Consider the following 25077-nt stretch of genomic DNA (forward strand, 5'->3'; position numbering starts at 1 on the left):
TTCCCTGGCGCGAGGAGACGGCGCATGAAGACCATCGCCAGACTGTTGCGTTCCCATTCGCGGCAAGCCCTCACGGCGGCTTGCCTGGGCCTGGTGGGGATCACCGCCCTGTCTGCCCCGCTCGGCGCCAGTGTGGTGCGAACCACCGTGGCGCAGCTCAACCAGGACTTGCGCGCGGGCTATCAGATCGGCGCGGGTGACCATCTGCGCATCACCGTCTTCGACGAACCCACACTGACGAATGATTATATCGTCAACGAGAGCGGCGCTGTCGCCTTCCCGCTGATCGATGAGGTCCCAGCCGATCAACTGACCACATCGCAATTCGCCGGCAAGCTCGCCGAGAAGCTCAAGGCCGGCGGTTATGTGCTGACCCCGAAGGTGGCGGTCGAGATCGTCAAACATCGCCCTTTCTATATTCTGGGCGAGGTCAGCAAGCCGGGCGAGTATCCCTATACCGGCGATCTCACGCTGGCCCAGGCCGTGGCGACCGCCGGTGGTTACACCGCGCGGGCTGACACGCGCACCATCAAGATCCAGCGCCGGTCAGGCGAGCAGCCCATTCAGGTCAAGCTGGATGCTCCGCTGCGGATTGCGCCCGGTGATACAATCATCATCAAAGAGGCATTTTTCTGATAATTTCAGGAAATAAAAATACGATCCTGGCATCGAAAATGAATAGTTAAAAAGTACTGATGCTAAAATACCAGACACAAGATCGTAATCATCAGCCGATTCCCGACAGACTGATGTCAAAAGGCGCGAATCATAGCCATACCTCCTTGAGGCATGGAAGTTTCCCGCATCTCCTCGACTTTACAGATTATACCTGTCGGGCGGCATCACCGTGATGCCGCCCGTATTCGTACAGTGGTGTCTTATTTTGGGATGCCTCACCCCCTCGAAATGGGTTATCCCAAAGGGGTAGAATCATGGGTTAAGTCACTGTTTTAAGTATTAATTCGTGACTTAAAACTAGTTAACAATGCGTAACCACAAGTTGGTTGATTTCAATTAGCTCATGCAGCATCCTCAAAAAAAATGAGGGTGTTCGGAGTCGCACCGAACAGGCATGCCACTCTTGATGGCATGGAAAAAATTCCATGATTGCGTCTGGTGGAGATAAGAAATCGGGGAAAGAAAAATGCGAACAGATGTTTGTATTGTCAGCGAATATGAAATATCTCGCGAAGGATTAAAAAATATCCTCAAAACAGAGGGTTTCAGAGTCGTAGACTTGTTCGCAACTGTTGCCGAGGCCGTTAACTCCAGCCTTCCTCAAGATGCATTTATTGTTCTTGATGGCTTTCCCGTTGCTGAACAAGCCGGCCTGGTCAAAGATATTATGGACCACTGCCAGACCTCTCTGGTGGCGGTGCTGTCCGAGCGCTTCGATGTCAACGCGATGATCGCCTGTTTTCAGAACGGCGCCAAAGGTTACATCGTCCGTTCAATGAAAGCACTGCCCATGACCACCTCGCTGCGGCTCGCCGCGATGGGGGAAAGGGTTATTCCGTCCGATCTGGTCGATCTGTTCAACCGGCAGCCGCTTGGCGAATTGCAAAATGCCGAGCCGAAAGGCAACACCTTCCCGGGCAGCGAGGCCGCCCATAACGGCCACGACCTATCCGGCTCCGCCATGGATCAGACGGCCCTGTCTCCCCGTGAGCGCGATGTGCTGCGCTGCCTGATGGCTGGCTATTCGAACAAGCTGATCGCCCGGCGCCTGGTGGTGTGCGAAGCGACCGTCAAGGTTCATGTAAAGGCGATCCTGCGCAAGCTCAACGTCAACAACCGGACACAGGCCGCCATCTGGGCCAGTTCGCGCGGGATTTCCGAGGCTCGCCTCGCGCCATGACAAGACGCCTGCTCCTTTGGAAGGAGCAGGCGCATGCCACCCAATGAAATAGGCAGAAATCCCGGGATGTCTGGTCATTCCGACCCGGTCCGGATTTCGGATTGCTGAACGCTATGTGCGAAACAGCATCGTCACCAGAAACAGAATGGTCTTGAAATCCAGCAGCTTGAGCGCGGCACGGGCTTCCTGCGGCGTCAGTTTGGCGACCATCGGCATGGCACCGAAGATCTTGCCGCGGATCACCAGCGCATCACCGTCGCGCTCAATCTTGCGGACGGTCATCAGTTCCTTGTCATTGGCATCGAGCACGCGCATCTGCGGCGGCTTTTTGGTGGTGTTCATCAGATGGCTCCCCCGCAGACCTTGTCGAAATCGATGCCCATATCATCCATCATCTGGATTGCCGTGGCGCGGCCCGCACCGAAGACCCCGCCGCCCGGGTGCATGAACGGCCCGACCAGATAGAGCCCCTCGATCTGCGGCACGCGAAAATGGCCGAGGTCCGGCGTGGGGCGGTGGCCGACCGACTGATACATGAAGGGCGCGCAGCCATGGATGTCGCCCTTGATAAAGCTGGCCGGGCTATCGCGCTCATGATCGATGGGGGAGCGGATCAGGCGGCCCGTGATGTTGTCATCGGTGAGGTTGCTGTAGAATTTGCGATATTGGGCAAGGGCAGCGTCGGCCACCTCTTCCTTCTTTTCATCCCACGCCGCATGGCCGCCATCGAACAGTTCATAGGGCGCGAAGTTCACACCATAGAACACCCCTGCCCCTTCCGGCGCGCGTGAGGGATCGAAAATGGTGTTATCGCCGCCCGCGATCAGGCGCGGCGCAGTGAGGCCCCGGCGCAGCTTGTCATACTCCAGCAGCATGTCGCGCATGGTGTAAAAGTCCATGAGCTCGGTCATCATGGCGTTGGTTTCATTGCCGACCTTCAGCTTCAAACGCTCCTTCAGCGTCAGATGCATCAGGTTGATCGAGAAGGTGGAGGGCGTGACACGCTCGGCACGTTCCAGCACCGGTTCGGGCGTTTCGGCGACAAACTTGCGCAGCACATGCGGGTGGATCGCACCGATCACGCCGTCCTTCGCCATAAAGGTCTCGCCTGTCGTCAGTTCCAGCCCGACGGCCTTGCCGGAAGAGACGATCACACGCCTGACCTCGGCGCTGCAACGCACCTCACCGCCCCAATGCTCGATGGCACGGACCAGCGCCTTGCTGAGCTGCCCCGAACCGCCCTTGGGCATCGAGCAGCCATAGGTATGGATGATCCCCGGCATCAGGAAAGCACCCATGCCGGTGCCCAGCTCATCGGGCATCTGCAGGTTTTCGGTGACCATGCGCAGGATATGGAGGCGCAGCAGATCGCTCTCGAAATACTGGTTCACCACATCCAGAGCGCTGCGGCTCATCACATCGAGCAGGAAGCGCCCCTCGTCGGACTGGTCCATCATCGCCACAAAGGCGCCCATCGGGAAGGGCGGTGAATAAAGCCCGCTCATAAACATCGGCAGAGCGGCCATGCTGGCCTTGGCGAATTTGCGATAGGCCTCGGCATCGCGCGGGCTGAAACCGGCGATTTCCTCGCAGGTGCGGTCCAGATCCTTCCAGGAGCGCACGATGGTGCCATCCTCCCAGATCGAGGCATGGGGCAGTTCGGGGTAGATATATTCGAGACCGAAGCGGCCCAGCAGGCCCAGCTCGTCCTGCCGCAGCATGGGGTTGCCCTGGATCATGATATGCACGTTGGAATGCTCATCATGCCAGAAGCCGGGCCTGATCAGTTCACGGGTGGAGACGCCGCCGCCGAAATGGGGTTTACGTTCCAGCACCAGCACCTTCTTGCCGGCCTTGGCCATATAGGCGGCGGCGGTCAGGCCATTGTGGCCCGCGCCCATCACCACGATATCGTAATTGCTCATGCATGCTCTCCGGAAAAGAAGGCGCGGAAGGCGGCGAGGCCCGGCACATGGCTGGCGCATCCACCATCAGCGACCAGCACCTGACCCGTGATGTTCCGCGCAGCATCGCTGGCGAGGAAAGCCACCGCCTCGGCGATGTCTTCCGCAACGCCCAATTGGGTGCGCAGGGTTTCGCCCTCCACGGCGGCGCGCAGTTGGGGTGGGAAGGCTTCGCGCAGCGCGGGCGTCATGGTCATGCCGGGGGCGACGGCGTTGCAGCGCACGCCATGGATGCCATGGCTGGCGGCAATGGCACGCGTCATCTGGATGATCGCGGCCTTGGACGAGGAATAGGCCGCCTGAATGATATGCCCCTGAAGCGCCAGATTGCTGACTGTGTTGACGATATTCCCATGCGTCTCCCGCAGATGCGGCAGCGCCGCCCGGCAGCCGATCATTGTGCCGCGCACATTCACCGCATAGGTCCGGTCCCAGAGGGCCGTCGCCATATGTTCGATATCGCCATCCTGCTGAGCGATCTCGGGCCCGAGCAGTGCGGCATTGTTGTGCAGCACATCCAGCCGCCCGAAATGCGCGACGGTTCGGGCGACCATCGCTTCGATGCTGTCGGCCTGCTCCAGATCCAGCTCAATTGCCAGAGAGCCGGGCAGGCTCGCCGCCAGCTCCTTGGCCCGCTCGAAAGCAATGTCGGCGATCGCCACCTGCGCGCCACGCTGCGCCATCAGTTGCGCCGTGGCCCAGCCGATCCCCCCGGCCCCGCCGGTGATCAGGGCCACCTTGCCATCCATCCGGATTGCATCCTGCGTCATTCGCTTGCTCTCCCGTTTGCGCGCTGACGCGCGGCCTCCCTTTCCGCGCTTGTCCGCGCGGCTGATCGATGCTCTTAATCGCCGGACACCCCAGCGGAAGACGGCACTTTTTTGTGCCCTGCATGAAGACAAAGATTGTGATCGATCCGGACGATTTTCCTCAGGACCTGCGCCAGGGTCTGGCCGTACTCGCTGCCGATATGGCCACCCATGGCACGCGCCGCATCGATCCCCCGCGCGAGGTGATGGCGATGATGGGGGACCGCTGGACCTCGCTGATCCTGCAGGTGCTGATGATCGGCACATGGCGCCACGCCGATCTGAAACGCGCGCTGGCGGCGCTTTCGGAAGAGCAGGCCATTTCGCAGCGCGTGCTGACACTGAAGCTGCGCGCGCTGGAGCGCGACGGCTTCGTCGCGCGCCATGCCACGGCGGATGTGCCGCCGCGCGTCTCCTATCGCCTCACCCCGCTGGGTACGGAGCTGGCGCAGGAGGGGCGCCGGATGATCGACTGGGTCAATGAGCGCAGCGCGGCCATCCTTCAGGCCCGCACCACCTTCGACCAGCGCGACGACTGATTACGTGTTGCGCTGGCCGGGATAATTCTGCTGGAACTGCACCGCGATCTCGTCCCGCCGCGCATCGGCGATCGGCACCACATTGCTCTCCACCAGCGGCGTGGTTTCCTGCGCATGGGCCGCCAGACGCTCCACCACCCAGCGCAGCGCCCGGTCATTGTTGTTCGAGATATGCCACTGGATCGCCTCGCGGATCGGCGGGATGTCAAAGGGCACCTCGCGCATGATCAGCCCCATGGTGGGAACGATCTGATTGGCCAGACGGCGATGCATCGTGGCGATCCGCCGCGTGCCGATCACCAGCCCCGCCTGTGAGAGAAAGGTGGGTGCCACCACCTCGATCCGGCGCTGGGTCTTCTGGCGACGCACGAACCAGTCATCGAAAGCAGGGGTGCGGCTCTTGCCGAAACGGGCGGTGACATGGCCCAGCGCGAAATAGCGCTCGCGGGTCATATCGCCCTGCAGATCGGGGTTGGCGGCATCGCCCACCACCACATAATCATCATCGAACAGCACCTGACTGGGATGATCGGCACTGATCGCGAAATCGATGGTCAGCAGCAGGTCGATCAGGCCGCGTTCCAGCGTCTCGATAGGATTGTCACCCATCGGCTGGATCTCGAAGCGCATATGCGGCGCCTCCCGCTCCAGCGTGGCCAGAGCGCCCGCCAGCAGCACCTGCGTCGAATAGTCCGAGGCCATGATGCGCACCTGCCGGTCCGCCGTGGCCGGATCGAACTCGGGCGCGATGGCCACGGTGGTGCGGATCTGCTCCAGCACGGCGCGCACCGGCTCGATCAGCTCCTCGGCGCGGGCGGTCAGCACCATGCCGCGGCCCTTCATCACCAGCAGATCGTCACCGAAATAGTCACGCAAACGGCCCAGCGCGCTGCTGGTCGCCGATTGCGACAGGCACAGACGATCGGCGGCGAGGCTGACGCTTTTTTCCGAAAGCAGGGCGTCAAGCGCCACCAGCAGGTTGAGGTCCAGTCTCTGGAACCGCATGCCCATCCTCTCTTTATGCCAGCGTCTTGAGTGCGCTGGACACAAGATTAGCAAGATTTCCGTCATGCGCAAAGCCCGCTCGGTCAGCTGCTGCCGTGGTGATGGGAGGCTGGGCGGCAAAAGCGGCCTCCAGCGCGGCATCGGGTTCATAGGTGACCAGATCGGGCGACACCCCGCATTGGCGTGCAATCTCCGCCGCCAGATCGCCCATTGTGACGCGCAGGGCAGGCAGGGTCATGGCGCGTGCCGGAGGCAGAAGCGCGGTGTCCACATCCAGCGCGTGAATGAAATTGTCCGCAACCTGCGTCACCGACTCGGCCCAGATCGTGCCCTGCGCCGAGACCGGGCAGGTAAACGCCTCCCCCGCTTTCAGCGCATGAAACAGGTTGCTCATAAAGGCGCTCTTCATGCCTGAGGGGCCTTTCGGGCGGGCCAGAATGCCGGGCAGGCGCAGGCTGATCCCCTCGATAGCCCCACGCGCGGTGAACATGGCGACGGCATGCTCCATCATCGCCTTATGGCCGCCATAGATCATCTTGGGCACCAGCGGCGTGGCATCATCGACCTGCGCCGGAAAGGGATCGCCGAACACCGCAATCGAACTGGCATAGGCAAAGCGCGGCACAGCGCCCGCAGCCGCCGCTTCCAGCAGCAGATCATACATGGCATCAACATTGATCCGGCGCGAGGCGGCAGGATCAGCCTCTGCCGCGCCGCCCGGGACGGTGGCCAGATGGATCACCGCGTCACAGCCTTCAGACAAGGCATCGGCGCGCACCGCCGCATCGCCCAGATCGCCCGCCACCACGCGCGCGCCCTGAGGAATGCCGCCCGCCACCGTATCCACAGCCACCACATCGCGCCCTTGCGCGATCAGGCGGCTGACGATCTGGCGGCCGACAAAACCTCCGGCTCCGGTCACGATGATGGGCATGGATACGTCCTTAGATAAAAAAGAGGAGGCGGCGTGAAGCCCCCTCCCCAAGGCAGGTTCTGGTCAGGCGGGGCTCAGAAATTGACCGAGAGGCGCCCGCCGAAATAGCGATGTGAATCCCGCGCCGGCTGGCCGATGACATAATTGGCCGAGGTGGCGCTGGCGAAGAAGTCCTCCAGATTGGTGTAATACATGTGGTTCGTCAGATTGTTGACGAAGAAGGTCAGGCTGGCTGTCTGCGCCTTGTTCTGGAAGCCCAGCGACAGATCGACCAGTGCGAAGCCGGGCTGGCGCGTATAGGGATTCTGATCGGCCTGCATGTTGGTGCCGGTGCGATAGGAAACATTGGTGCCCAGCAGGATGTTGAACTTGTCCGTCGGCACGGTCTGCTGCAGGCTGCCGGTCAGCTTGAACTTGGGCGAGGAAGGCAGCGGCTTGCCGGTCAGGTCTTGCGTGTTGGCCGAGACATTGCAGCCCTGTGCCGCCGTCTGGCTGGGATAGCACACCGCGCCCGGGAAACTGATGAACTTGGCATCCGTATAGGCGCCCGACAGGTTGAAGCGCGTGTTGCCGCGCACATAGGTCAGGTCGCCTTCGACGCCTTCGGTCCGCGCATCGGCATTGGCCAGCACCAGCACCGCGATGACCTGAGAATTGTCGAAGAGCTGGGCCTGATAATTGGTGTATTTGGTGTAATAGGCCGCCAGATTGAAGGTCAGATGCCGGTCGAGCAGGCTGGATTTCAGGCCCAGCTCGAAGCTGTCGATCGTCTCGCGCTTGGTCGCCTGAGTGAAGGGCAGATCCGCCGCGCCGGGCGCGGCCTGGGTGGTGGCGAAATCATGCACGGTGTTGAAGGCGCGCGGCTTGTAACCACGGGTGTAAGAACCATAGACCATCACATCGCGGCTCGGCTTGAACTGGATGGCGGCATCGCCGACCAGCGCCGAGGAACTGTCCTTCAGGTTCCACGTATAGCCGCCCTGTCCATAACCGCCGTCGCCATAGATACCGTTGGCCGGGTCGAAGAACTGGGTGATGTTCCAGCCGATCTTGTCCCAGTTGTAGCGCAGGCCGCCCACCACGATGAACTTGTCGCCAAGCTTTGCCGTGGCGCGGCCATAGATGGCATAGTTGGTGGTGGAGGAGATGTTGTCCTTGGCCAGCGGGTTGAGCGTCCAGTTGCGGAACTCGTTCTGGTTCACCGTCATGTCGGAATAGAAAAAGCCGGCGATATAGCTGACAGGCCGCGCGGCGTCCGAAGCCAGCTTCACCTCCTCGGTGGTCTGGTGGACATAGCCATAGGCGGTCTGGAGGTTGTCGAAGGGCTGGTTGAGCGCCGCCGGGATCGCACCCACATTGTACAGGAAGTTCTGGAACACGGTCGCCGCGCTGACATTGCCCTCGAACACATCCTGCGTCTGCCACTGGTTCTCGCGGAACAGCGAGGTGGTCGAGGTCAGCACCGAGCCGTTGCCGAGGTGGTAGTTGATGACCAGCGAGCCATCCTTATCCTCATAGCGCGACCCCATGACGGTGTGCGAGGCATAGGTGGTGTTGCCGTACTGGATGTTATAGCCCGGAAACATCACCGACTGGGTCAGCCCGGCGGGCGCGGCGAAGAAATAGGCGCCCGGCGTGAAATAGACCGGCACGAAATTCTCGCCACTGCTGGTCGAGAGCGCGTAATGGGCCATCACGCCGATATCCAGCGCATCGGTGGCCTGCCATTTCAGCTTGATGCGCCCGCCCTTGCTGTCGGCGTTGGAATGCTCCTTCAGCGTGGCGTTGTAGACCGGATAGGGCGTGTGCTGGTAATAGGCGCTGATGCTGCCGGTCAGGCCGGGCAGGATCTGGCCCGAGCCATGGACATCCATATGATGCTCGCCATCATTGGTGAGCATGGCGTTGAAACCGAATTTGTTGACTTCGCTGGGCGCATAGGTCACGAAGTTGATCACGCCCGCCGAGGCGGTGCGCCCGCCCAGCGTGGCTTGCGGACCTTTGAGCACTTCAAGCTGCTGCACATCGGTGACGGTGTTGGCGGCAAAGCTGTCGGCAGGCACAGGCACGCCATCCACCTGAATGGAAACACCCGAGGTGAGGCCGATCGCGCCTTCATTGGCGTTGGTCGAAATGCCGCGAATGCCATAGGGCACACGCCCGTTGAAGGTGCCCTTGATCTCCACCGAGGGCACGATGCGGTTGATGTCCGACAGATCCGAGACATGGTTCTGGGCAATCGAACCGCTGCTCAGCACGGCGGCGGCGACGGGAATATCCTGCAGGCGCTCGGTGCGCTTCTGCGCGGTCACCACGATTTCCGCGGTATCGTCGGGCTTGGCGGCAGGCGTGCCATCGGCGGGCACGCTCTGGGCCAGAGCATTGCCTCCAAAGGCCAGCGGCGCGGCCAGCAGCGCCAGTGCGGAAACCGACAGTTTCGCTCGCTGCCGAAGTAAGCTGCTCATTTCCATATCTCCCCAGTCCCGGCCGACATCTGTGATGCCCGGCTTCCCATTTTTTCGTCTTGAACACCGGATTAGCGCGAAGCAGGCCCGCCGTCGCACCGATTGTATGGATGAGCGCCTATCCATGCTTCGAATTTGCCTGCGCCGCGTTTCCGATTACCTCTTGAGACCATGACACGGGAGAGCATCAACAGCGTCGCAAAGACGCTTATCGTAGGCGGCGGGATCGGCGGCATGGCTGCGGCGATTTCGCTGGCGGAACGCGGCGTGGCGGTGGAGATCGTCGATCTCGATCCGCAATGGCGGGTTTATGGCGCGGGCATCACCATCACTGGGCCAACCTTGCGGGCCTATCGGCGCCTCGGGCTGCTCGATGCCATCAAGACACAGGGGGCGATCACCACCAAGACGCGGCTGTTCAAATTCGACGGCACCCATATCAAGGATCTGGACGAACCCGTCATTGAAGAAGGCCTGCCCGCCACGGGTGGCATCATGCGCCCGGTGCTGCACCGGATCATGCAGGCGCGGGTGAAAGAACTGAGCATCCCGGTGCGTCTGGGCCTCACTGTTTCCGCATTGGAGAACCGTGCGGATGGCGTGGATGTGACGTTTTCGGACGGTTCGAGCGGGCAGTACGATCTGGTCGTCGGTTCGGACAGCGTGGGGTCAACGGTGCGCAGTCTGGCCTTTCCGCATATGGCACCGGCCCAGCCGACGGGCCAGGGCTGCTGGCGCCTCTCGATCCGTCGTCCGCCCAGCCTGACCGAGGGCGAATTCTATCTCGGCCATGACAATCCCGCAGGCATCACCGTCTGCGCGCCCGACAGCGTCTATCTCTGGATGCTGACGCCGCATGTGGAGCGCGAGAACTTCCTCACCGATGAGGAGCTCTTCGATGAATTGCGCGGCTTGCTGAAGGATTTCGGCGGCCATATCGGCTGGATTCGCGACAATATGACGCGCGAGGACTGGATCAACTATCGCCCGCTGACCGCCGCTCTGCAACCCAGGCCTTGGTTCAACGGGCGGATCGTGCTGCTAGGCGATGCGGTGCATGCCACCACGCCGCATCTGGCCTCGGGGGCGGGGATGGCGGTGGAAAGCGGTTTGGTGCTGGCCGAGGAGCTGGCGCGGCACGATGATGTGGCGCAAGGCCTGCTGGCCTATCAGGAACGCCGCTTCCCACGCTGCAAGGATGTGATCGACAGCTCGATTGCGGTGGGGCGGCTGCAGCTCAACCATGGCGCACCGCATGAGCATGCCGCCATTCTGGAAGGCGCGCTCAGCCGGTTGAACGAGCCTTTCTAGGGAGATCACGCAAGGGCTTCAGGCGCTTTGCCCGAAGCCCTTACATGCAATCGACCCGAAGGCGATCAAAGTTTGTAAGCGCAGACCTTGGCCGTGGCATTGGCCCAGCAGGCACCCTCACGCTTCAGCAGGCCCAGCTCGCTATGGGCATGGGTCGAGCCGGGATCCTCGTTCCAATAGCCATGCGCTCCATCATCGTCGATGTTGACATAGGCAAAGTATTTGGAACGGTGCTTGTCCGAAGCGCCAATCGAGAAGGAACCCTGCTTGTCATTGATGGTGACTTCGCACGGGCCGTTCAAATAGCTCTTGTGCTTGACTTCCAGAACGCATCGCCCGGTCTTGGCCTGCGCCACACCCGGCACCAGCGCAACACCCAGAGCCAGCAGAAACAGTGGCATCATCTTCATCTTAATGGCTCCCGGCGGGGTTGAGACGGCTGTATTCAGCCAGGGCAATGCGGGCATGATTCTGCCGGTCGGCCTCATTGGGGATGCCCGGGCCTTCGAAGGAAATCATAAAGGCATGCGTCGCCTTGGTCAGATCGCTCTGCTTTTTCAGCGCGATGATCGAACGGCGATAGGAGGTGTTCAGCTCATGCTCCAGATAACCCAGGCTGGCCGCCTCACTGTCACGCTGCAGATGATGGGCATCGGCCCAGGCGAAGAAGGTCTTGCGACGCGGGCCCGTCCATTGCGCCCAACCGTAGCCGCCCTTGTTTTCCGCCTGACCACGCTCATGATAGGCGGTGAAATTGGCGCTCTCGGTGCCCAGATTGCCGACGATGGCCGCAGCCTGAACCGGCGTCAGTTCGAAGGCAATGATCAGATCACCCATGATTGCGGGAGCAAGGCGAATAAAATGCGGCATGGTCGAGGGGACATGATGCCGGGGCCGCCGCTTGTGTCTGATATGCCGTTTCGCTGTCGTCATCGCTTCCGTCCATCCATCTTATGGCGCTGATTCTCTTCGATCATAGATACAATGCCAAAACAATCTTGGCGGCGAACGTTTCCGCCGAAGACTTCTTTTGCTGCGATGAAATCATACGCGGCATTTCGCCTCATGTGGCGAAAACGCCATTCCCCCTCAATCAGGGGAAACGTCAATTGGCATTGGCCACATTATAACGCTTGAGGCCGGCCTGGCTGAGATAGCAGACCTTGTCGGAATCGGTGTTGAAAGCGTCTGTCATGAAATCGAGCGACAGCGACATTTCCACCAGATAGCGCGCCCGCGTCGCCGCGAGTTTCGCCGATTCCTTCTCCCATGTCCGCAATTCGTGCGCGACATATTCGGCCACGGCAGCATCCACATTCTTTTGCGGATTGCCCTTGCGGATCAGTTCGCCACGCTTGGTGTTCACACCCTGAAAGCGGTTGAAAAGGTTCAGCATCTCCTGCGGATCGCCGGTGCCGCTGAACATATGCACGCCATAATAGGCGCCGGGTTCGACAGTGCGGATCACCCCGCCCAGAAAGGCATAGGAACAGGCGCTGATGCAGGCGTATTCCTTGCGCAGCCGCACGGCCAGATTCTTGGCACGAATGACCCGCCCCATATAGGGGCCTTCCATGGCGGCGCCGCCGGGCGAGTTGAACCAGATTTCCTCGATCGCGCCAGCCTTGGCGATTTCCGCCTGCAGCCGCTGCGCCTCGCCGGACATGATCTGTCCCTCGGCGATCAGCACCTTGCCATTGGGCGTGTTCTGCACGCGATAGGTCATCGGCGCGGCGAAAGCATCCGTCTGATAGGACTGCGGCAGATCATAGGAGGCGCAGTAAGTCTGCTCGGCCTTCTGCGCCAGTGCCCCTTGGGGCACCAGCGCAGTCAGACAAAACAGCGGCGCCAAACGCCGCAAGGTCAAGCGACCTTCCAGTCGGTGGCGGGAGGCGTGCGGCACAGACGCGGCGTCTCACGCACTTCCTGGCCCGAGATATAGGCAACGTTGGTGACGGTGCGGCACTGACGGCCATCAGCCAGCTTCTCGGGCGCAGCGGCGGTCACGGTGCCATGCACGTCCGAGCGGGTGTCGCTGGTCCAGTTCTGGGTCTGGCCGACAGGAGCATTGGCGGCGTTGACGTTGGCTTCAGCCATCTTCTGCTTTTCGCATTCGTCGAGCTTCTTGGCGATCACCGAACCAACGATCGCACCGCCCAGCGCACCCAGCACAGTGCCGGCCAGCTTGTTCTTGCCGCTCAGGCTATGCCCCAGCAGACCGCCGACCGCGCCGCCAACGACAGCCCCCTTGGTGCCCGAACCGCCGCAACCGCCTTCACCAGCCACGGCAGCCGTGTTCATGCTGGTAACAGCAAAGATCATGGCGGCAATCAGAAGAACTATCTTTTTCATAAACACTCCACCCTAACGAAGTTAACGGATCATTATACAATTGGGTTCGAAAAAGTTCCCATGCAGGATGATTTTTCTCATATGCTTGAAGATCATTCCCGTCACTGAAATTTTTTCCTGAACAAACCTTCCCGGTGATTGCAAGCTGGCACGCGTTGCAAAAAACATCCTTGCATCTTCATTCACCACTCAACTGAAGATCGAAAAGCGTGTCGGCCCGATTCCGAATATCATCCGACCATGCAAGGCGCGCACGCCACGCCTGCGGCATCCCGCTTTCGCCATAGAGCGCCCCAGCCAACTGCCCCGCAACGGCGGCAACACTGTCGGCATCGTCACCCAGATTGGCAGCCAGCAGCACAGCGTCGCGAAAATTGTCGGTGTTCCACACGGCCCATAAAGCGGCCTCAAGCGTATCCACCACATAGCCCGAAGAGCGGATCTGATCGCGCGTCTTGCTCTTGTACTCACCGGCATTGATGATCTGCAGACGCGGCGGCAAAGGCGCGATCTTCGGCGCGAAAGCCTCGTCGCGCCCCGCGCCCTGAAGTAGATGGCACAGGATGATGCCCAGCAGACGCGCGCCATGGATCGCCTCCAAAGCGCCATGCGTCACCACACTGGCCGGCTGCGCCAAGCGCCAGATCGCCTCCAGCGAGGAGCGATAGGCAATCGCCAGCGGCGCCAGCCGGATGATCGAGCCATTCCCCGCCGTCGCAGGATCGGTGTTGCCCCGCCAGCGCATACCCAGCGCCTCGCGCCCCTCGATGGCCGTGCGGGTGGCCATGCCGATGTCGAAACAGCGCCCGTTCATGCTGTTATAGCCCTCGCGATACCAGCGGCTCAGCAGCCTGGCGAAGGTCTCGGGGTTGAAATCGCGATCGGCGATCAGCGCATCGGCAAGGCAGAGCGCCATGCTGGTGTCATCGGTCCATTCGCCCGGCTGCAGATTGAAGGGCCCGCCACCGACCATATCCTCCACCCGCGCGCTGTCCCGAGGCGTGAATTCGATGGTGGTGCCCACCGCATCACCCACGGCCAGCCCCAGCAAGGCGCCACGCGCTCGGTTGCGCGCCTCGGCCTCGGCAATGCCGTAAGCGGGAGTTTCCAGCCAGCGCAGCGCCGCCGCTTCATCCTGCGCCTCATCAGCCAGCGGCTGGTCCCAATCCTGCATTCTGCGGCGCATATCCGGATTGGGCGCCGGCGAAAGGTGGCCATAATGCTGCTGCACATGGCGCCCCAGCGTCACATCATCTTGGTGCAGATCGATCATGGCACTTCTCTGATCACGGTGTTCACATTGCCGTTGGGCAAGTCGGTTCGCTCAAGCACCTCGAATTTGGTGTTGCTGGGATAGAGCACCTCTGTTTCAGGATAGCGCGACAGCGGCGAGACATCCTTGCCGCTTTGCCCGATCACAACCTCCTGCAAACGCCCCGAATAGGCCTGCCCCGCATCAGCAGCCGTGCTTTTGGGGGCGCCGTCGCTCACGACATTGCCGGGGCGATACTGGTCCATCACGCTGGCAGACGGCGTGCCGCCACGATAGCTGGTGCCCTCGAAAGAAGGCAGTTTGCTGAGCCCGCTGTCGAGATGGTCCGAAAAGGCCTGCAGTTGCGGTGTCATCGGTGTATCGCCGCGCAAGGCCGCGTTGAGCTGGCGGTAGCCCGCGCGCGTATAGCCATGCAGCGCCGTAACCTCATCATCGCTCAGCCCCGAGATATCGAACTTGTTGCGTGCCGCCGCCGCCCGCCCGCCATTGAGCCATTCCTCCGCCCAATCCTTGCCGACAGCATCGGCCATGGACATGGTGGGCTTGCCCGGCCCGGCTTCGGGAGGCGTGGGCGTTTTGGGCGCCTCGCCACCTTCCGCCGGAGCCTTGCCTGCAAAACGTGAGGCCAGGAATTTGCCCGCCGGCCCCGCCACCAGCCCCAGTCCCGTCGCGAGGCCTGCTTCCTTCCAGCTCCAGGGGTGATCCTTGCCCGCCAGATTGTCGATGCCCCAATCAGCAACATAGCTGACAAAGCCGCTGACCGCGCCCACCCCGGCATAGATCGCATAACCTGCAGCAGCAGGCACAAAAAGGAACGGCACCGCTGCCAGAGCACCGACCAGCGCCCCCTTGCCCGCCGCCAGCAGAATGCAGGAAAGGCAGAAGCTTTTCTGGGTCAGCGCCTCATTCAGACCAAAGCCGATCATCCCGGCGATCGCCCCCGCCGTCAGCAGCACGACCACAGGCGCGGCAATCGGGGCCAAAATCGCGCCAATCACCACCCCTGCGGCAATGGCCGCTACAGCAGAGGCCACCTGCTGCCACAGCAACCCGAGCGGATCAGCACGGTTGAGCGGATCATTGCCGACATAGGCATAGAGGTTGAAACCACCCGCCGCCCCCATCGGATCACGGCTGAGATAGCGCCCTATCGCAGGATCGTAATAGCGCAGACGGTTGTAATGCAGGCCGGTTTCGGCATCGTGATACTGGCCTGGCAGGCGCAACGGCTGATATTTTCCACCCGCGAGAAGCTGCAAGGCCCCGAAGGCGGTGCGCTCTGCTTCCCAGACGATCGCCCCGTGCGCATCCGTCAGGCGAACCGGCATGCCGATGGGATCGACGTGATAGTGACAGATCCCCGAAGCATCGCGCTGGAACAGCGGCGTGTAACTCTCGGGCCAATAGGCATAGTCGCGGATGTGCCGCGTGCCGTGATCTTGCCAGCCATCGGCGGTGATGGTTTCGATCTCGCGGATCATCTGCTCGCCCGCCCAGATCATGCGGGTGACGCGCAAGGTTCCGCCGCTCCGCACCTCTTTGCGGATGCGGCGACCAAGCGGATCATAGGCGAAGCGAACCACCAGCCCATGGTCATCCTCCGCGCGGATCAGCCGCTCGAAACCGTCCCATGCATAGCGCCAATGGCTGGCACTGCTGCGCTCCACCAGATTGCCGCGCTGGTCATAGGAGAAGGTCTCGCCCCCCTGCACCAGCATCTGGTTAAGCGCGTTGAAACGCGCCGCCCCCGCCGCACTTGCAATGCGGTTGCCCGCCCCGTCATAAGCGAACTGTTCGCTCGCGCCATCCGCGCGTTGCAGGGCCAACACCTGCCCCTCCGCATCATAATCCACCCGCAGCGCGCCAAGCCGACTGTCTTCCCGCGCGACCAGCCGGTCCTCGGCGTCATAGGCATAGCTTTGCTGGAAGGCTGTGCCATCGGGCGTCTCCAGTCGGCGCCCGGTGGGCAGACCGGCCTGATCCTGCCATGTCGTGGCCACCAGCCCGCCGGGGGACAGCATCCGCCATCCGGCCTCTTCAGGCGCATAGTCGAGGGTATGGCGCGCGCCACTCCAATCGGTGACCGCGCAGAGGCGCTGATCGGCATCGCGCGTGTAGCGCATCGCGCTGCCATCAGGCCAGACCAGACCGATTTGCACGCCCGCAGCGTCATACTCATAACGGACGCTCTGATCGCCCTGCCGCTCCTCGATCAGGCGGCCTTGCGCATCATAGCGCCACGCCAGATCGATCTCTTCATTCCGCGCCGACAGCAGCAGCCCGCGCGCGTCATAGTCGAAACTGGCCACCCCATCGCCAGCCGCCATCCGCGTCACCTGCCCCGCAGCATTTCGGCTGAGATCGATGCGCAAACCATCGGCGCGGATCAGTTGCTGAAGTGTGCCGGCAGGATCGAAGCTGTAGCTCTCCCGCGCGCCATCAGGATGGATCTGCGCTTCCGGCTGAGACCCCACGCCATAGAGAAAGCGCGTGCTGTTGCCATTGCCGTCGCTGACCGCCGCCAGCGCATCGCCCTGATAATCGAAGCGCTCGATCCGCCCCAGCCTGTCGCGGCGGGCCGTGATAAAGCGCCCTTGAGGATCGCGCGCAGCCAGACGGCCCTCATCACGATAGGCCACGGCATGGAAGGTGCCGTCGGCGAAGTCCATGCGCTCCAGCCGGTTGACGGCATCATGCCGGGCGCGAAACCGCTCACGCCCGCCACGCGAGACAGCAGCGATGTTGCCACGCCGGTCATAGGCCAGATCCAGCGCCAGCCCGGAGGGCATGCGCAACGCCGTCAGCTTGCCCTGGTCGCCATGCGCCATATGCCACTGACGGCCCAACGGGCTGGTGACACGCTCAACCTGTCCATCGCCGCCAAAACTCAGGCGCGTGGCGCCGCCACCGGGGCTGTCGATCAGCAGATCATCGGAGGCCGGATCATGGCGGGGAGCATGCGGCAATCCGGCAAAGCTGCCTGCCAACCGATCGCTGCCCGCCCGCCGCCGAAACGCCGCAACATGAGCCCGGCTTATCCGGGCACGCGCGCCCACGGGTTGGCGGGGCGGCATGCGCACAATCTCCGGCGCGCGATAGGCCATATGGCCATGGCCATCGCCATCGACGGTCAGAAAAGCCTGCAACGGTCCGAAAAAGGCGTTCAGTTCCTCCACGGTTGAACTGCGCAGATAGGCGGGCAGCAGACGCGGATCGTGAAAGCGGAAAATCCACCCTTCTCCCTCGGGAGAGGAAACCTTGATAAAGCGCCGCAACTGGCGATGCACCGCTTTGAAACCGGCACTCGACAGCAGGAAATAGCCCCAGGGCCGGCCATCGAAGCGGCGCGCGATCTCTTGCGCCATCCCCGCATCGACGCGCAGCAGATAGGGCGCCTTGTCACGATAGCTGACCGCTGCCCAACCCTGATAAAGGCAAGCCCCCTGCTGAGATGCTGCCAGTTCCGGCACATCGGGCGAAACGCAGCCATCGATCATCGCATAGAGCTGCCCCGCCGAGGCCCAACCGGCAACCGCCCGCGCGTCGACAGGCGCGAAAAGCACCGGCAATCCGGTCTCGGCAAAAGGCGGTGTCTCGGCCATCAGCGCGCCTATGCCTGCACAAAGGGCGCGCCGCTGGCATAGGCGCGGTCGAGCGTTGTGCGGCGCGGCGGCGCGCCATCGCCAATCAGCACGGTGACCGCGCCGCTCTTTAGCGTGCCCCCATGGCAGGAGGTATCGCCGATGCGCGCGGCCTCATTGTTGCCGATCTTGACCGTCGGGCAGCCCGCCTCGATCTGCGCCTTGCTGCCGCAATCGAGCTGATCGCCCTTGCGCGCGGCAGGCTGGCCCATGATCAGCACCGTGGCCTCGCCCGAGACGATGGTGGCATGGCTGGCATGCGGGCAGCTTTCCTGATCGGTTATGCGCGCGGCGGGCGGCATGGCTGCTCCTTCTCAGTGGCCATCGCTGGACCAGTGCGGCGGATCGGTGGCCAGCTTGCGCACCCCATAGGTGGCGCCGACCCGGTGCAGATCGCCATTGCTGTTGCCCGAGCGCGGCTGATCGATCCACACGCTCTTGCCCGCGGCATCGGTGACCGTGATCGCCTGATCCCAACTGATCGTCATATCGATGGCCGTCCCGTCGATATGGTTTGAGGTCAGCGAGGGCTTGAAGCGAATATGGAACAGATTGACCATGGCCTGCGCCGCCTTGCGCGAGGCGCGGGCATCGCCATGATCCCAATGGATATCGACCTCCTTGTTCTCAGGCACGGCATCGGGCTTGATCTGGCCATGGGCGACCTCCCAGGCGTAATGCATCAGCCACGCCCGGTTGCGGTTGCGCCGCGTGGAACTGACCCGCACCGAGGCCGAGGCGCGCTTGAGCATGGCCACGAAACTGTCGACCTGAACGGAGAAACCGGGCGCCAGATCGCTGATCTTGTCGCTGTTGGGAAAGCGGGCCTGATTGGCGCGAAACCATGCCGCGCCGCTCAGATTGCGCTGCACCGCCTGAGCCGCCAACCTTTCGCGCATCAGCGTGGAGGGCGAATTGTCCGACAGGCGGCTGACCATCGCGCTGCCCGGATCGATCCGCCCGCCCGAGGCTGTGCCCATCACGAAGGACTGATAACGACCGATGGCGGTCATGGTTGGTTCGTCCATCACGCCATCGCTGCGCAGCGCGCCAAGGCCAAGATCGCCCACGCGCGTGTTGAGGCCCTGCTGGATGGCGGCCACGTCCTCACGCGCATTCACACCGCCGCGCCCGACTGAGGAAGAGAGTGTGATGCCGGGCATCACTCCACCTCCTCATCATGGCGGGTAAGCACATCCATCACCCTGGCCTGCCCGCCATAGGCAGACATGGCCCCGCGCAGAGGGTCTGACGCAGACGCACCAGCGCCATCCGCAATGCAAGCCAGCAGCGCGGGGGAGAACAGCATGCTCCCTCCGAGCTGACGGAGCGAGCCGCTTGAACTTGCCATCCAACTTGCAGGCACGCTGCCTTACTCCACCAGATTCTCAAGCTGGCTCGGCGCCTCAACCGGCGCCGGCTGCACCTGCCTGTCGGTGAAGGCGTAATGGAAGCCGTCCGGCCCCGCCGAAACCTCGATCCCGGCGACTTCCTCCCCGCGCATCTGGCGCTCCAGCAGCTGGATCGACATTTCGGGCAGCAGCGTGTTGGTCAGGATCGCATCGATCATGCGCCCGCCCGAAGCCACCTCATTGCAGCGCGAAACGATCAGATCGACAACCGATGGGGCAAAGGTCAGCGCGATCTTGTGGTTTTCCGCGATGCGCTTCTCGATACGCTTCAACTGCAGGCGCACGATGCCCGAGAGCATATCAGGGCTCAGCGGATAATAGGGCAACACCAGCAGACGGCCCAGCAGCGCAGGCGGGAAGGTCTTGAGCAGATCGGGCCGCAGGGCGCCTGCCAGAGCTTCCGGCTCGGGTTTCATCTCCTCGTCCTCCGACAAGGTCATCACCAGATCGGTTCCAACATTGGAGGTCAGCAGGATGATGGTGTTCTTGAAATCGATAAAGCGGCCTTCACTGTCATTCATGAAGCCCTTGTCGAAGACCTGGAAGAACATCTCATGGACGTCCGGGTGGGCCTTCTCCACCTCATCGAGCAGCACCACCGAATAGGGGCGGCGGCGTACCGCTTCGGTGAGCACCCCACCCTGCCCGTAACCGACATAACCGGCAGGCGCGCCCTTCAGCGTCGAGACGGTATGCGCCTCCTGAAACTCGCTCATGTTGATGACGATCAGCGAGTCATCGCCGGAGAACAGCAGTTCGGCCAGTGCATGCGCCGTCTCGGTCTTGCCCACGCCCGAGGGTCCGCAGAGCATGAAGACACCCACCGGCTTATTGGGATTGTCCAGCTTGGCCCGGCTGGTCTGGATGCGCTTGGCAATGGCGTCCATGGCATGATCCTGCCCGACCACCCGCGCCTTGAGCTGATCGGCGATGGTCAGCACGCTCTGGATCTCATCCTTGACCATGCGGCCCACCGGAATGCCCGTCCAGTCGCCGACCACCGCCGCAATGGCATCCTGATCGACCACGCCAAAGACCATCGGCGTATCGGCCTGCACCTCGCGCATCGTCACCAAAGCGGTTTCCAGTGCGGCCTTCAGCGGGACTTCGTCCTGAACCTCCTCCTGCCGTGCCGAGCGCAAAGCATCGCGGGCAGCGGCCACACCAGCCAGCGCATCCTTTTCCTGCTCCCACTTGGCGGTGACAGTCTCCAGAGCCTCACGGGCGGCGGTGATCTCTTCCTCGATGCGGTCGAGGCGGTCGTCATTTCGGTAGTGATCCGAAGCCTCGCGCGAGACGACCTCGCGCTCGATCTCCAGCAGTTCGAGGCGGCGGCGGCGGTCCTCCACCGTGGCGGGTGTGGCATGCTGCGAGACCGCAACACGCGCACAGGCCGTATCGAGCAGGCTCACCGCCTTATCCGGCAACTGCCGCGCGGGAACATAGCGCTGCGACAGCAGCACCGCCGCCGCAACCGCCTCATCCAGCACAGTAACGCCATGATGCTTCTCCATCATCGGCGCGACCGAACGGATCATGTCGATCGCCTTGCCGGTTTCGGGCTCGCCCACATCGACGGTCTGGAAGCGGCGGGTGAGCGCCGGGTCTTTCTCGAAATACTGGCGATATTCGGCATAGGTCGTGGCCGCGATGGTGCGCAGCCGTCCACGCGCCAGAGCCGGCTTGAGCAGATTGGCCGCATCGCCCGTGCCCGCCTGACCGCCCGCGCCGATCAACGTATGCGCCTCATCGATAAACAGAATGATCGGCACCGGCGAGCTTTCCACCTCATCGATCACCTGACGCAGGCGCTTCTCGAATTCGCCCTTCACGCCGGCCCCGGCCTGCATCAGCCCGATGTCGAGCGAGCGCACCGTCACGCCCTCCAGCGCGGGGGGCACATCGCCATCGGCGACCCGGCGGGCAAAGCCCTCGGCCACCGCCGTCTTGCCCACGCCCGCCTCGCCGACGAGGATCGGGTTGTTCTGGCGGCGGCGCAGCAGAATATCGACCACCTGGCGGATTTCGGCATCGCGCCCGATGATACGGTCGATCTCTCCGGCGCGCGCCTTAGCGGTCAGATCGACGGAATATTTCGCCAGAGCCTCGCCACGTCCGGCGGCCACGGCGCCCGGCTCGCCCTCACCCGCCACGGGGGCCGCAGCGCTGCGCTCACTGGTTTCAGCCGAAGCGGCGATCACCTCGTCAAAGCTGTTGCCCAGCTTGTCGGCGCTGACTTTCCGCCACTCGCCGCTCAGCGCATAGAGAGCGTTGCGCAAGGTCGGCGTCTTGAGCATGCCGTAGAACAAATGGCCCGAACGCACGCGGCTCACCCCGAATTGCAGCGAGGCATAGAGCCAGCCCTTCTCGATGGCTTCCTCGATCTGCGGCGCGAAATCGGAAATGGCGCTGGCGCCGCGCGGCAGAGCGTCGAGCGCCGCCACCACATCCTGCGTCAGCCGCGCATCATCCAGCCCAAAGCTGCTGCGGATCGCGGCGAGATCGTTGCGCGGGTCCTGCAGCAGAATATGCAGCCAGTGGACCAGCTCGACATAGGGATTGCCGCGCATCTTGCAGAAGCTGGTCGCGGTCTCGATGGCCTTGAGCGGCACCGGGCCGAGGCGCTCAAACAAAGCGGTGCGACTGATCTCGGACATTTACAGTTCCCCCAAGGATGCGTGAGCCGGTTTCATGCGGCGCAGATGCGCGTCGGACCGGATGGTGTCGGATGGTTTCGGGCTGAGCCAACCGGTCCAGCCCAACCGAGTGCGGCCATCGAGGCGCGCAGGCGGGACTTCGCTTTGTGGAATATCGATGCGGATGTCCCATTCCAGATGGCTGGGCGCAAAGGCATCGAGCGCTTCGGACGCTATGGTGAAGCGCGGCTGGCCGGGCAGCAGTTTCTCGAACTCGCCAAAGTTGCGCGCGCCGATCACCACGCTGAAACTGTCCGACGCGGTGCGGATACGGCCGCCCAGCACCACATCCTGCCCCAAAGTGGCGAAGCCCTTGCCGAGGCGGCTGCGGTCTTCCTTCTCGATCTCGCGCCAACGCGGCTGATATTCGATCACCCGCACCGGCTGGCCGAGCAGATGCCCGAGCGAGTCCTCGATGCCAATCGCGCTGCGCCGCGAGGCGAAGAGCGAGGCATAATGCACCCGCGCCCGCGCCGGAAAGGCCGCATGATCCGAAACACCTTCCGTCGCGCCCGACAGGAACGCCAGATAGGCACCAAAGCGGTCATCGGCGGGGCGATCGGCTTGCACCGCAGGCTGGGAATCCGCCCAAGCGCGGTAGAAAAGCTGAAGCATGCGGTTCGCCAGCACATCCAGCCAGCGACCAAAAGGCCGCTGCTTGGCATAGCGATGCTCGAAGGCCGCAAATTCGGTGAGATGGACCGGCAGCGGCCCCATCGGCCCGGTCAGCCCCAGCCAATAGCCGTTGATCTGCGCGCGCTGATGGCGAAACTCCACCGAATGCAGCGTGGGCGCTGGGAAATGCATCGCCGGGATCTGCGCCAGATCGACGATGCTCTGATCGGGGCGACGCGCCTCACCCAGACGCGGCAGATCGGGCGCGCGCGCCTCCGCGCCGCGCACCGCCGGGAACATCCCGAAGAGGCGCGCCTTCTCCCTGATCCTTGCGAGGAAGGTCAGATGGTGTGGCGGCGACCCATGCGCGGCGGCCATTGCGCGACATCCCCCTCGTTCGGACTGTGGAAATGGCATTCGGTGAACGCGTTGATGCTGGCGAATTCGGCCAGAAAGCGCTCCAGAACGGCGGTGAAGAGGAACATGCCGCTCTTGTCGAAAGCGGCGTCGTCCAGCTTGATGCGGATGCGGTGGCCGCGCGCCAGCGCCATGCGGTCGAGCCCCGGCACGCGGCGCATCACCTTGGTGGAACGGATCGCCAGCACGCCGTCGATCTGGCGGCGCAAGGCGGCCTCATCCTGCTGACCATAAAGCGCCAGATGGTCGCGCAGAGCCGAAGGATCGTCATGATCCTCGGCGGCCAGCGTGGCATAATTGGGAGTAAGGTGGGCGATCACCCGCCATGCCGCATCGCCCAACCCCAGCGGCGGGCGCGGGCGCGTGGGCGCGCGCAGCACGGTGACCGCGCGCGCAGGAACGCCCGAAACGGTGAAATGCTGATCGCCGCGAAACGACAGCAACTCAGGCAATTCGCGGTTGGTGACCAGCGCGCGCACCGCCAGCTCATGCACATCATCCAGCCGCGTGGCGTCACCTGGCGAGGTCAGGCTGAGCCACGTATCCGTGCCGACATATTCGCTGCGGCGGCGCAAACGCCTTTCGCGCGTCGACAGGCGGCGGGGGCGCAGCTGCGTGGAATAGAACAAGGCCTCGCGCCAGTCATAGAGCAGCGCACCGAAAGCATAGAGCGGCGCCACCGTCTTGGGATCGAGATTGTCCCGCGCATAGGCCTTCACGTCGAGCAGGCGGAAGACCTCGAAATCATTGCGCTTGGTGCGATCCGGGATGACATGGAATTCATGCTCATGCGGGCGGACCTGCACGCGGTCGAGCTGCTTTTCGAAGAGGTTGATCGCGGGGGTGGCGAAAAGCTTGAAGTTGGTCTTGTCCACCGCGCGGGCCAGCGTGGGCGAGGCGCGCGAAAACAGCAGCACCACATCGCACATCTGCGGCGATGCTTTAAAGGCGCGATCCAGCCCCTTCAGTCGCGCGAACAAAAACCGCTCCGGGCAGGCGAAATATTCCGACAGCAGGCGATAACCACGGAAGGAGCGTTGCTCTGCAGGAAGCAGAGCCTCGTCGTCCTCAAAGCCGACCTGCTCTGGCAGCGGCAGCGCCATCCAGGGCGCATTGGCCGGGGCATCGGCAGAACGGGCCAGCACACCCAAAGTCTCGCCAATGATCTGGCGATAGAGTTCGTTGGGCACGGCCTCTGCGCCATGCAGGTGAAGCGGCAGATCCTTCACCTTGATCTGCGGCAGATCGGCGCCCGGCGTGGCGGCAAAGCGCAGACGCAGGCCCGCCTCGGCGCGGATTTCGCCCGAACCGGCATAGGAGGCGACCGCCGCGCGGGTGGAGAGATATTCCGCCTCGACAATCGCCAGCGGCCACATGGTGACATCATGGCCGGTGCGGAAGATCACCGGGGCATTGTCCTGCGTGTTGGCCACCAGCTGGGTGCCACGCGGCACATGATGGCCCGCCAGCAGGTTTTGTTCGCCCTGCTTGGGTTCGAAACCGGCGATGCAGATCGAGGGCATCGGCGCCAGATAATGCGGCTGGATCGCATGCAGCAGATGCGAGGTGAACTCGGGATATTGATCCGCCATCTTGAGCTGCACGCGCGCGCCCAGAAAGGCCACGCCCTCCAGCAGCCGCTCGACATAGGGGTCGGGATCGGTCGGCGTCTTGAGGCCAAGGCGGCCCGCGACGGTCTCATGCTCCTCGCCGAATTCGCGCGCGGCTTCGCGCAGATAGGCGAGTTCATCGTTGTAATGGCGCAGCAGGCGCGGGTCCATGGCGC

General features: G+C 62.8%; 22 protein-coding genes. 4 read left to right on the top strand and 18 right to left on the bottom strand.

Annotated features, from left to right (window positions below; genetic code table 11):
- The first annotated feature begins 24 nt into the window (after nt 1-24).
- Nucleotides 25-636, top strand: a complete 612-nt coding sequence (locus tag HGK27_RS19015) for a polysaccharide biosynthesis/export family protein (RefSeq protein WP_206244426.1) — start codon at nt 25-27, stop codon at nt 634-636.
- A gap of 508 nt (nt 637-1144) precedes the next feature.
- Nucleotides 1145-1858 carry a LuxR C-terminal-related transcriptional regulator gene (locus tag HGK27_RS19020; RefSeq protein WP_206244427.1) on the top strand — a complete coding sequence of 238 codons (714 nt, stop codon included), beginning with the start codon at nt 1145-1147 and terminating at the stop codon, nt 1856-1858.
- Between the two features lie 111 nt (nt 1859-1969).
- Here HGK27_RS19020 and HGK27_RS19025 read toward each other — a convergent pair whose 3' ends face one another.
- Genes HGK27_RS19025 through HGK27_RS19035 form a run of 3 tightly spaced genes read right to left on the bottom strand, consistent with a single transcriptional unit; the run spans nt 1970 to nt 4592 of the window.
- On the bottom strand, nt 1970-2200 hold the full coding sequence (locus HGK27_RS19025) for a hypothetical protein (protein WP_241127626.1): 231 nt from the start codon (nt 2198-2200) through the stop codon (nt 1970-1972).
- Complete coding sequence (locus HGK27_RS19030) at nt 2200-3783, bottom strand: phytoene desaturase family protein (protein WP_206244428.1); 1584 nt, start codon at nt 3781-3783, stop codon at nt 2200-2202. Before HGK27_RS19030 ends, HGK27_RS19025 begins: the two co-directional genes overlap by 1 nt.
- Complete coding sequence (locus HGK27_RS19035) at nt 3780-4592, bottom strand: SDR family NAD(P)-dependent oxidoreductase (protein ID WP_206244429.1); 813 nt, start codon at nt 4590-4592, stop codon at nt 3780-3782. The genes HGK27_RS19030 and HGK27_RS19035 overlap by 4 nt, the downstream gene beginning before the upstream one ends.
- A 122-nt stretch (nt 4593-4714) precedes the next feature.
- Between HGK27_RS19035 and HGK27_RS19040 the strand changes: the two genes are divergently transcribed.
- A complete protein-coding gene (locus HGK27_RS19040; protein WP_206244430.1) occupies nt 4715-5170 on the top strand; it encodes a winged helix-turn-helix transcriptional regulator in 456 nt (151 codons plus the stop codon).
- On the opposite strand, the gene HGK27_RS19045 is transcribed toward HGK27_RS19040, so the two are convergent.
- From HGK27_RS19045 to HGK27_RS19055, 3 genes are all read right to left on the bottom strand, one after another.
- Complete coding sequence (locus HGK27_RS19045; protein WP_206244431.1) at nt 5171-6175, bottom strand: LysR family transcriptional regulator; 1005 nt, start codon at nt 6173-6175, stop codon at nt 5171-5173. It abuts the gene before it with no gap.
- 13 nt (nt 6176-6188) lie between these two features.
- Complete coding sequence (locus HGK27_RS19050) at nt 6189-7109, bottom strand: NAD-dependent epimerase/dehydratase family protein (protein ID WP_206244432.1); 921 nt, start codon at nt 7107-7109, stop codon at nt 6189-6191.
- Nucleotides 7110-7183: 74 nt separating this feature from the next.
- Entirely contained in the window at nt 7184-9574 is a 2391-nt protein-coding gene (locus HGK27_RS19055) for a TonB-dependent receptor (RefSeq protein ID WP_206244433.1), read from the bottom strand.
- Between the two features lie 171 nt (nt 9575-9745).
- Here HGK27_RS19055 and HGK27_RS19060 point away from each other — a divergent pair, with 171 nt between their 5' ends.
- The gene (locus HGK27_RS19060; RefSeq protein WP_206244434.1) at nt 9746-10885 is read left to right on the top strand and encodes an FAD-dependent monooxygenase; all 1140 of its coding nucleotides are present in this window, start codon (nt 9746-9748) and stop codon (nt 10883-10885) included.
- 65 nt (nt 10886-10950) lie between these two features.
- Here the strand turns inward: HGK27_RS19060 and HGK27_RS19065 are convergent, their stop codons facing one another.
- From HGK27_RS19065 to tssF, 12 genes are all read right to left on the bottom strand, one after another.
- Nucleotides 10951-11295, bottom strand: a complete 345-nt coding sequence (locus tag HGK27_RS19065; protein WP_206244435.1) for a hypothetical protein — start codon at nt 11293-11295, stop codon at nt 10951-10953.
- Between the two features lies 1 nt (nt 11296).
- On the bottom strand, nt 11297-11722 hold the full coding sequence (locus tag HGK27_RS19070; protein WP_206244436.1) for a phage tail tip lysozyme: 426 nt from the start codon (nt 11720-11722) through the stop codon (nt 11297-11299).
- Nucleotides 11723-11990: 268 nt separating this feature from the next.
- Nucleotides 11991-12752 carry a COG3904 family protein gene (locus HGK27_RS19075; RefSeq protein WP_206244437.1) on the bottom strand — a complete coding sequence of 254 codons (762 nt, stop codon included), beginning with the start codon at nt 12750-12752 and terminating at the stop codon, nt 11991-11993.
- Nucleotides 12749-13237 carry a glycine zipper 2TM domain-containing protein gene (locus tag HGK27_RS19080; protein ID WP_206244438.1) on the bottom strand — a complete coding sequence of 163 codons (489 nt, stop codon included), beginning with the start codon at nt 13235-13237 and terminating at the stop codon, nt 12749-12751. The genes HGK27_RS19075 and HGK27_RS19080 overlap by 4 nt, the downstream gene beginning before the upstream one ends.
- Nucleotides 13238-13415: 178 nt before the next feature.
- Nucleotides 13416-14510, bottom strand: coding sequence for an ADP-ribosylarginine hydrolase Tri1 (gene tri1 / locus HGK27_RS19085; protein ID WP_206244439.1), 1095 nt, complete (start codon nt 14508-14510; stop codon nt 13416-13418).
- Complete coding sequence (locus tag HGK27_RS19090; RefSeq protein ID WP_206244440.1) at nt 14507-18112, bottom strand: RHS repeat-associated core domain-containing protein; 3606 nt, start codon at nt 18110-18112, stop codon at nt 14507-14509. The genes tri1 and HGK27_RS19090 overlap by 4 nt, the downstream gene beginning before the upstream one ends.
- A gap of 8 nt (nt 18113-18120) precedes the next feature.
- The gene (locus tag HGK27_RS19095; protein ID WP_206244441.1) at nt 18121-18453 is read right to left on the bottom strand and encodes a PAAR domain-containing protein; all 333 of its coding nucleotides are present in this window, start codon (nt 18451-18453) and stop codon (nt 18121-18123) included.
- A gap of 12 nt (nt 18454-18465) precedes the next feature.
- Nucleotides 18466-19314: a hypothetical protein gene (locus tag HGK27_RS19100; protein WP_206244442.1), complete on the bottom strand. Its 849-nt coding sequence runs from the start codon at nt 19312-19314 to the stop codon at nt 18466-18468.
- Entirely contained in the window at nt 19314-19460 is a 147-nt protein-coding gene (locus HGK27_RS19105; protein WP_206244443.1) for a hypothetical protein, read from the bottom strand. Before HGK27_RS19105 ends, HGK27_RS19100 begins: the two co-directional genes overlap by 1 nt.
- A gap of 63 nt (nt 19461-19523) precedes the next feature.
- Nucleotides 19524-22220, bottom strand: a complete 2697-nt coding sequence (gene tssH, locus HGK27_RS19110) for a type VI secretion system ATPase TssH (RefSeq protein WP_206244444.1) — start codon at nt 22218-22220, stop codon at nt 19524-19526.
- Nucleotides 22221-23252 carry a type VI secretion system baseplate subunit TssG gene (gene tssG / locus HGK27_RS19115; RefSeq protein ID WP_241127628.1) on the bottom strand — a complete coding sequence of 344 codons (1032 nt, stop codon included), beginning with the start codon at nt 23250-23252 and terminating at the stop codon, nt 22221-22223.
- A complete protein-coding gene (gene tssF, locus HGK27_RS19120; protein ID WP_206244445.1) occupies nt 23216-25072 on the bottom strand; it encodes a type VI secretion system baseplate subunit TssF in 1857 nt (618 codons plus the stop codon). Before tssF ends, tssG begins: the two co-directional genes overlap by 37 nt.
- Nucleotides 25073-25077: the final 5 nt, after the last annotated feature.

The organism is Novosphingobium terrae, assembly GCF_017163935.1.
In the GTDB taxonomy this organism is placed as follows: Bacteria; Pseudomonadota; Alphaproteobacteria; order Sphingomonadales; family Sphingomonadaceae; genus Novosphingobium; species Novosphingobium terrae.